Raw genomic sequence first — 6,281 nt, forward strand, 5'->3', positions numbered from 1 at the left:
CGGGCGGCGCCTACGCCCATTCGGCCGCCAAGGCGCTGCTCGAGCACACCGAGCTGCCCGCCCCCGAGGTGGTGGCCCGCGCGCTCGCCATCGCTGGCGAGCTGTGCATCTACACCAACATGCACCACACCATCGAAACGCTGTGAGCGCCGCGCCACCCGGCTGCGCCCGGGTGCCCACGGCCTCGAGCGGCTCGCCCTCCCCGTCCTCTTGAATCCCCGCTTTCCGCGGCAGGCTGCAGCATGTCCTCCATGACCCCCCAGGAAATCGTCTCCGAGCTCGACCGCCACATCGTCGGCCAGACCCCCGCCAAGCGCGCCGTCGCCATCGCCCTGCGCAACCGCTGGCGCCGCCAGCAGGTCGAGCCCGCCCTGCGCCACGAGATCACGCCCAAGAACATCCTGATGATCGGCCCGACCGGCGTCGGCAAGACCGAGATCGCGCGCCGCCTGGCGCGGCTGGCGGACGCGCCCTTCATCAAGGTCGAGGCGACCAAGTTCACCGAGGTCGGCTATGTCGGCAAGGACGTGGACTCGATCGTGCGTGACCTGGTGGAGGTCGCGGTCAAGCAGACGCGCGAGGCCGAGATGAAGAAAGTGCGCCTGCGCGCCGAGGACGCCGCCGAGGAGCGCATCCTGGACGCGCTGGTGCCGCCGCCGCGCTCGGGCGAGGCGGCCGGCGAGGGCACGGCCCGCCAGGTGTTTCGCAAGAAGCTGCGCGAGGGCGGGTTGGACGACCGCGAGATCGACATCGAGGTGCTGGAGGCGCGGCCGCAGATGGAGATCCTCGGCCCGCAGGGCATGGAGGAGATGGCCGAGCAGCTGCGCAGCATGTTCAGCCAGATGGGCCAGGAGCGCCGCCGCACGCGCAAGCTGCGGATCGCCGAGGCGCTGCGCCTGCTCACCGACGAGGAGGCGGCCAAGCTGGTGAACGAGGAGGAGGTGCGCGCCCGGGCGCTACAGAACGCCGAGCAGAACGGCATCGTCTTCATCGACGAGATCGACAAGGTCGCGTCGCGCCACGAGAGCGGCGGCGCCGAGGTCTCGCGCCAGGGCGTGCAGCGCGACCTGCTGCCGCTGGTGGAGGGCACGTCCGTGTCGACCAAGTACGGGATCGTCAAGACCGACCACATCCTGTTCATCGCCTCGGGGGCCTTTCACCTGGCCAAGCCGAGCGACCTGATCCCCGAGCTGCAGGGGCGCTTTCCCATCCGCGTCGAGCTCGGCTCGCTGTCGGTGGAGGACTTCCAGGCGATCCTGATGCAGACCGACGCCTCGCTGGTGCGCCAGTACCAGGCGCTGCTGGCGACCGAGGGCGTGCAACTGGAGTTCACCCCCGAAGGCATCCGCCGCCTCGCGCACATCGCCCACCAGGTGAACGAGCGCACCGAGAACATCGGCGCGCGCCGGCTGGCCACCGTCATGGAGCGGCTGCTCGACGAGGTCAGCTTCGATGCGGCGCGCCTGTCGGGCCAGCGCGTGGTGGTCGACGAGGCCTTCGTGGACCAGCGGCTGGACGGCCTCAGCCAGGACGAGGACCTCTCGCGATACATCCTGTGATGTATCACGGCGTACCCCGCCGCGCCTCATAAAACACTTGCACAGCGACCGCTAAGTTGGCGGATGACAAAGGTTTTCTTTGTCGATCCAGCCTGCACTTGCGGTTTTAAGTCGTTGATTTCATTGGCAATGTCCGGCCCGTGCCGGCCTTGCCGGCCCTTCTTTTCCTGCTACAGTGCAAAAAAGTGCAATGAAGTGGTGGAAAGTGCCGCCCACCCATGCTTTTCCGTGCCGGGCCGGCCAAACCTGACCGAGGGGTCCAATTTCCGTGTTTCAAGGGGCGTCATCGCTGAGTCTGGATGCCAAGGGGCGGCTGTCCGTGCCGACCCGGCACCGCGGCGCCCTGGGCGGCGAGCTCACGCTCACCAAGCACCCGGAAGGCTGCCTGATGGTCTTCCCGCGCGCGGAGTGGGAGCGCTTTCGCGAGCGCATCGCGCAGCTGCCCCTGTCGGCCCAGTGGTGGAAGCGCATCTTCCTGGGCAACGCCATGGACGTGGAGGTGGACGGCACGGGCCGCGTGCTGGTCTCGCCGGAGCTGCGCGCCGCCGCGGGCCTGGCCAAGGAGGTGGTGCTGCTGGGCATGGGCACGCACCTGGAGCTGTGGGACCGGGCCACCTACGAGGCCAAGGAGGCAGAGGCCATGCAGGCCCAGATGCCCGACGTCCTCAAGGATTTCTCTTTCTGACGGGGCGCTGCGGATGAACGGGCCCCTGGGGCACACCACGGTCTTGCTGGACGAGGCGGTCGAGGCATTGCTCGGCGGCCCGCTGGGCGCGCGCGGCTGCTTCATCGACGGCACCTTCGGCCGTGGCGGCCACGCGCGGCGGGTTCTGGAGCGGCTGGATGCGCAGGGCCGGTTGCTGGCCTTCGACCGCGATCCGGAAGCCGTGGCCGAGGCGGCGGCCATCACGGATGCGCGCTTTTCCATCCGCCACGAGGCCTTCTCGGCACTCAGCGGGTTGCCGGCGGGCAGCGCCAGCGGGGTGCTGCTGGACCTGGGCGTGAGCTCGCCGCAGATCGATGCCGCCGCGCGGGGCTTCAGCTTCCGCCTGGACGGTCCCCTGGACATGCGCATGGACCCGAGCCGCGGCCCGAGCGCCAGCGAATGGCTGCAGGACGCCGGGCAGGCACAGATAGCGGAGGTGATACGTGAATACGGCGAGGAGCGGTTTGCTGGCCCCATTGCAAAGGCGATTGTCGCGTGGCGCACGAAGCACGGCCCAATCACGCGAACCGGTGAGCTGGCCGACATCGTGGCTGGCGCGGTCAAGACCCGCGAGCCGGGACAGAACCCGGCCACGCGCACCTTTCAGGCTGTTCGGATTTTCATCAATGGCGAGCTGCAGGAGCTGCGCCAGGCGCTAGAGGCGAGCCTGTCGGTGCTGGCGCCGGGCGGGCGGCTGGTGGTCATCAGCTTCCACTCCCTCGAGGACCGCATCGTCAAGCAGTTCATCGCCCAGCATGCGCGCGCCGCCTACGACCGCCGGGCGCCCTTTGCCCCGCCGGCGCCGACGCTGCTGCGCGCGGTGGCGCGCGTCAAGCCGGGCGCCGCCGAGGTGGCGGCCAACCCGCGGGCGCGCAGCGCCGTGATGCGCGTCGCCGAGCGCACGCAGGAGGTGCCGGCGACATGATGCTGCGCCTGACCTTCCTGCTGCTGGCGGCCGTGGTGGGCAGCGCCATGCTGCTGGTGCACTCGCAGTACGAGTCGCGCCGGCTCTACACCGAGCTGCACCGCGCCATTGCCGAGTCGCGCCAGCTGCAGACCGAACACCAGCGCCTGCAGGTGGACAAGCGCGCCCAGGCCACGCCGCTGCGCGTGGAGCGGCTGGCGCGCGACCGCCTGCAGATGCGCATGGCGACGCCGGCGATCACGCACTACGTGACGGACGATGGCGCCGCGGCGGGAGGGCGTCCATGAGGGCCGGCCGCAGCCTGACCTACACCTCCAGCCCGCTGCTGGCCAGCCCCACCCCGGCCTGGCGCAGCCGCTTCATCGTGGTGCTGGTGGCGCTGGGCTTTTGCGCACTGGCGGCGCGCGCCGCCTACGTGCAGGTGATCGGCAAGGAGTTCTACCAGCGCCAGGGCGAGGTGCGTTTCGCGCGCACGCTCGACCTGCCGGCCAACCGCGGCCGCATCCTCGACCGCAACGGCCTGATCCTGGCCTCCAGCGTGCCGGCGGCCAGCATCTGGGCCATCCCCGAGGACGTGGAAGCCGACAGCGCCGAGCTGCAGCCCAAGCTGCGCGAGCTGGCGCGGCTGCTGGAGGTGCCACTGCCCGGCCTGCTCGCCAAGCTGGCGGACGAGGACAAGACCTTCGTGTGGCTCAAGCGGCAGCTCGACTGGGACGTGGGGCAGCAGGTCATGGCGCTGGGCATCAAAGGCATCTACCTGCGCAAGGAGTACAAGCGCCAGTACCCCGAGGGCGAGGCGGCGGCGCACGTGGTGGGCTTCACCAACGTGGAAGACCACGGCCAGGAGGGCGTGGAGCTGGCGTTCGACAAGGAGCTGGCCGGCAAGCCCGGCTCGCGCCGCGTGATCAAGGACCGCCTGGGCCGGGTGGTCGAGGGCGTGGGCGCCGAGGTGCCCCCGGTGGACGGCCGCGACCTGCAGCTGTCGATCGACAGCAAGGTGCAGTTCTTCGCCTACCAGAAGCTGCGCGACACCGTCACCCAGCACAAGGCCAAGGGCGGCAGCGTGGTGGTGCTGGACGCGCGCACCGGCGAAGTGCTGGCGCTGGCCAACTACCCCAGCTACGTGCCCGACAAGCGGCGCAACCTCACGGGCGAGCAGCTGCGCAACCGCGCGCTGACCGATGTCTTCGAGCCGGGCTCGACCATGAAGCCGATCACCATCGGGCTGGCGCTGGAGTCGGGCCGGGTGCGCCCGCAGACCCCCGTGGACACGACGCCGGGGCGCCTGACGATCACCGGCTCGACCATCCACGACACGCACAACTACGGCCTGCTCACCGTGGAGGGCGTGATCCAGAAGTCCAGCAACGTGGGCACCACCAAGCTGGCGATGCAGCTGCCGGCGCGCGAGATGTGGGAAACCTTCTCGGCCCTGGGCTTCGGCCAGAAACCACAGATCATGTTTCCCGGCGCGGCCAGCGGGCGCCTGCGGCCCTACAAGAGCTGGCGGCCGATCGAACAGGCCACCATGAGCTACGGCTACGGCCTGTCGGCCAGCCTGTTCCAGATGGCGCGCTCCTACACCGTGTTCGCCAACGGCGGCAAGGTGATCCCCGCCACCATGCTCAAGAGCGAGCAGCCGGCGGTGGGCGTGCCGGTGTTCTCCGAGCGCACGGCCGACCAGGTGCGCAAGATGCTGCAAATGGCGGCCGGGCCGGGCGGCACGGGCCAGAAGGCGCAGACGGTGGGCTACTCCGTGGGCGGCAAGTCGGGCACGGCGCGCAAGCAGGTCGGCAAAAGCTACGCCGCCGGCAAGTACCGCGCCTGGTTCACCGGGCTGGCGCCGGTGGACAACCCGCGCATCATCGTCGCCGTGATGGTGGACGAGCCGAGCAACGGCGTGATCTATGGCGGCGCGGTGGCGGCGCCGGTGTTCAGCGAGGTGGTGCAGCAGACGCTGCGCCTGATGGGCGTGGCGCCGGACATGGCGGTGCAGCCGCTGATCGTGGCCGATGCCGTGGAGGAGCCGCTGTGAGCGCGCTGCCCGTACTGGCCTCCGTGCATGACGCCGTCGCCTGGCTGCGCGCCCAGGTGCCCGGCACGCTGCAGACCGACAGCCGCCAGGTGGCGCCGGGCGACGCCTTCATCGCCTGGCCGGGCGCGGCCACCGACGGGCGCGCGCACGTGGCCGACGCCCTGGCGCGCGGCGCGGCCGCCTGCCTGGTGGAGGGCGAGGGCGTGCAGGCCTTCGGCTTCAAGGATGCGCGCATCGCCGCGCTGCACGGCCTGAAGGCCACGACCGGGCCGATCGCCGCCGAGTGGTTCGGGCAGCCGAGCGCGCGCCTGGCGGTGCTGGCCGTCACCGGCACCAACGGCAAGACCAGCACCGCCTGGTGGATCGCCGAGGCGCTGAATGCGCTGGCGGCGCGCGGCACGCCCGCGCGCGCCGGTTGCGCGCTGGTCGGCACCCTCGGGATGGGCGTGCCGCCGCAGCTCGAGCCGACGGGGCTGACCACGCCGGACCCGGTGCGGCTGCAGCGTGGCTTTGCCCGCTTCGCGGATGCCGGCCTCGGCGCCTGTGCCATCGAGGCCTCGTCCATCGGGCTGGCCGAGCAGCGCCTGGCGGGGACGCACATCCGGGTGGCGCTGTTCACCAACTTCACGCAGGACCACCTGGACTACCACCCGGGCATGGCCGCCTACTGGCAGGCCAAGAGCCTGCTGTTCGACTGGCCGGGCCTGCAGGCGGCGGTGGTCAACGTCGACGATGCGCGCGGCAGCGAGCTGCACGCGGCGCTCGAGGGCCGGCCGCTGGATCTGTGGAGCGTGTCCCTGCAGGGGCCGGCGCGGCTGCAGGCGCACGAGGTGCGCACCACCGACGCCGGACTGGCCTTCACGGTGGCCGAGGGCGCCCACACGCGGGCGCTGCAGACGCGGCTGGCCGGGCTGTTCAACGTCTCGAACCTGCTGGGCGTGGTGGCCGGGCTGCGCGCGCTCGGCGTGCCGCTGGACGAGGCGGTGGACGCCTGTGCCGGCCTGCAGCCGGTGCCCGGGCGCATGCAGCAGCTCGGCGGCGCCGGCCAGCCGCTGG

6 protein-coding genes and 1 pseudogene are annotated in these 6,281 nt (G+C 71.1%); all 7 read left to right on the forward strand.

Annotated elements, in window-relative coordinates; translation table 11 throughout:
• Positions 1-146, forward strand: a pseudogene (locus tag A612_RS17975) (HslU--HslV peptidase proteolytic subunit); the annotation flags it as partial.
• A gap of 96 nt (positions 147-242) precedes the next feature.
• Positions 243-1,559 carry an ATP-dependent protease ATPase subunit HslU gene (hslU, locus tag A612_RS11225; protein ID WP_019374574.1) on the forward strand — a complete coding sequence of 439 codons (1,317 nt, stop codon included), beginning with the start codon at positions 243-245 and terminating at the stop codon, positions 1,557-1,559.
• Positions 1,560-1,827: 268 nt separating this feature from the next.
• A complete protein-coding gene (gene mraZ / locus A612_RS11230) occupies positions 1,828-2,244 on the forward strand; it encodes a division/cell wall cluster transcriptional repressor MraZ (RefSeq protein ID WP_040436682.1) in 417 nt (138 codons plus the stop codon).
• Positions 2,245-2,257: 13 nt separating this feature from the next.
• A complete protein-coding gene (gene rsmH / locus A612_RS11235) occupies positions 2,258-3,190 on the forward strand; it encodes a 16S rRNA (cytosine(1402)-N(4))-methyltransferase RsmH (protein WP_019374576.1) in 933 nt (310 codons plus the stop codon).
• Positions 3,190-3,477: a cell division protein FtsL gene (gene ftsL / locus A612_RS11240; protein ID WP_040436684.1), complete on the forward strand. Its 288-nt coding sequence runs from the start codon at positions 3,190-3,192 to the stop codon at positions 3,475-3,477. Before rsmH ends, ftsL begins: the two co-directional genes overlap by 1 nt.
• On the forward strand, positions 3,474-5,225 hold the full coding sequence (locus A612_RS11245; RefSeq protein WP_019374578.1) for a peptidoglycan D,D-transpeptidase FtsI family protein: 1,752 nt from the start codon (positions 3,474-3,476) through the stop codon (positions 5,223-5,225). The genes ftsL and A612_RS11245 overlap by 4 nt, the downstream gene beginning before the upstream one ends.
• Positions 5,222-6,281 (forward strand): Mur ligase family protein (locus A612_RS11250; protein ID WP_019374579.1); only part of this gene is annotated, 1,060 nt, incomplete at its 3' end. The genes A612_RS11245 and A612_RS11250, both read left to right, overlap by 4 nt.

It is taken from the genome of Melaminivora alkalimesophila (assembly GCF_000282995.1).
In the GTDB taxonomy this organism is placed as follows: Bacteria; Pseudomonadota; Gammaproteobacteria; order Burkholderiales; family Burkholderiaceae_C; genus Melaminivora; species Melaminivora alkalimesophila.

What these genes read in the sequence shown, in the direction of transcription:
- hslU (WP_019374574.1), top strand. Translation starts at nt 243, where the DNA reads ATGTCCTCCATGACCCCCCAGGAAATCGTCTCCGAGCTCGACCGCCAC.
- rsmH (WP_019374576.1), top strand. Translation starts at nt 2,258, where the DNA reads ATGAACGGGCCCCTGGGGCACACCACGGTCTTGCTGGACGAGGCGGTC.
- ftsL (WP_040436684.1), top strand. Translation starts at nt 3,190, where the DNA reads ATGCTGCGCCTGACCTTCCTGCTGCTGGCGGCCGTGGTGGGCAGCGCC.
- A612_RS11245 (WP_019374578.1), top strand. Translation starts at nt 3,474, where the DNA reads ATGAGGGCCGGCCGCAGCCTGACCTACACCTCCAGCCCGCTGCTGGCC.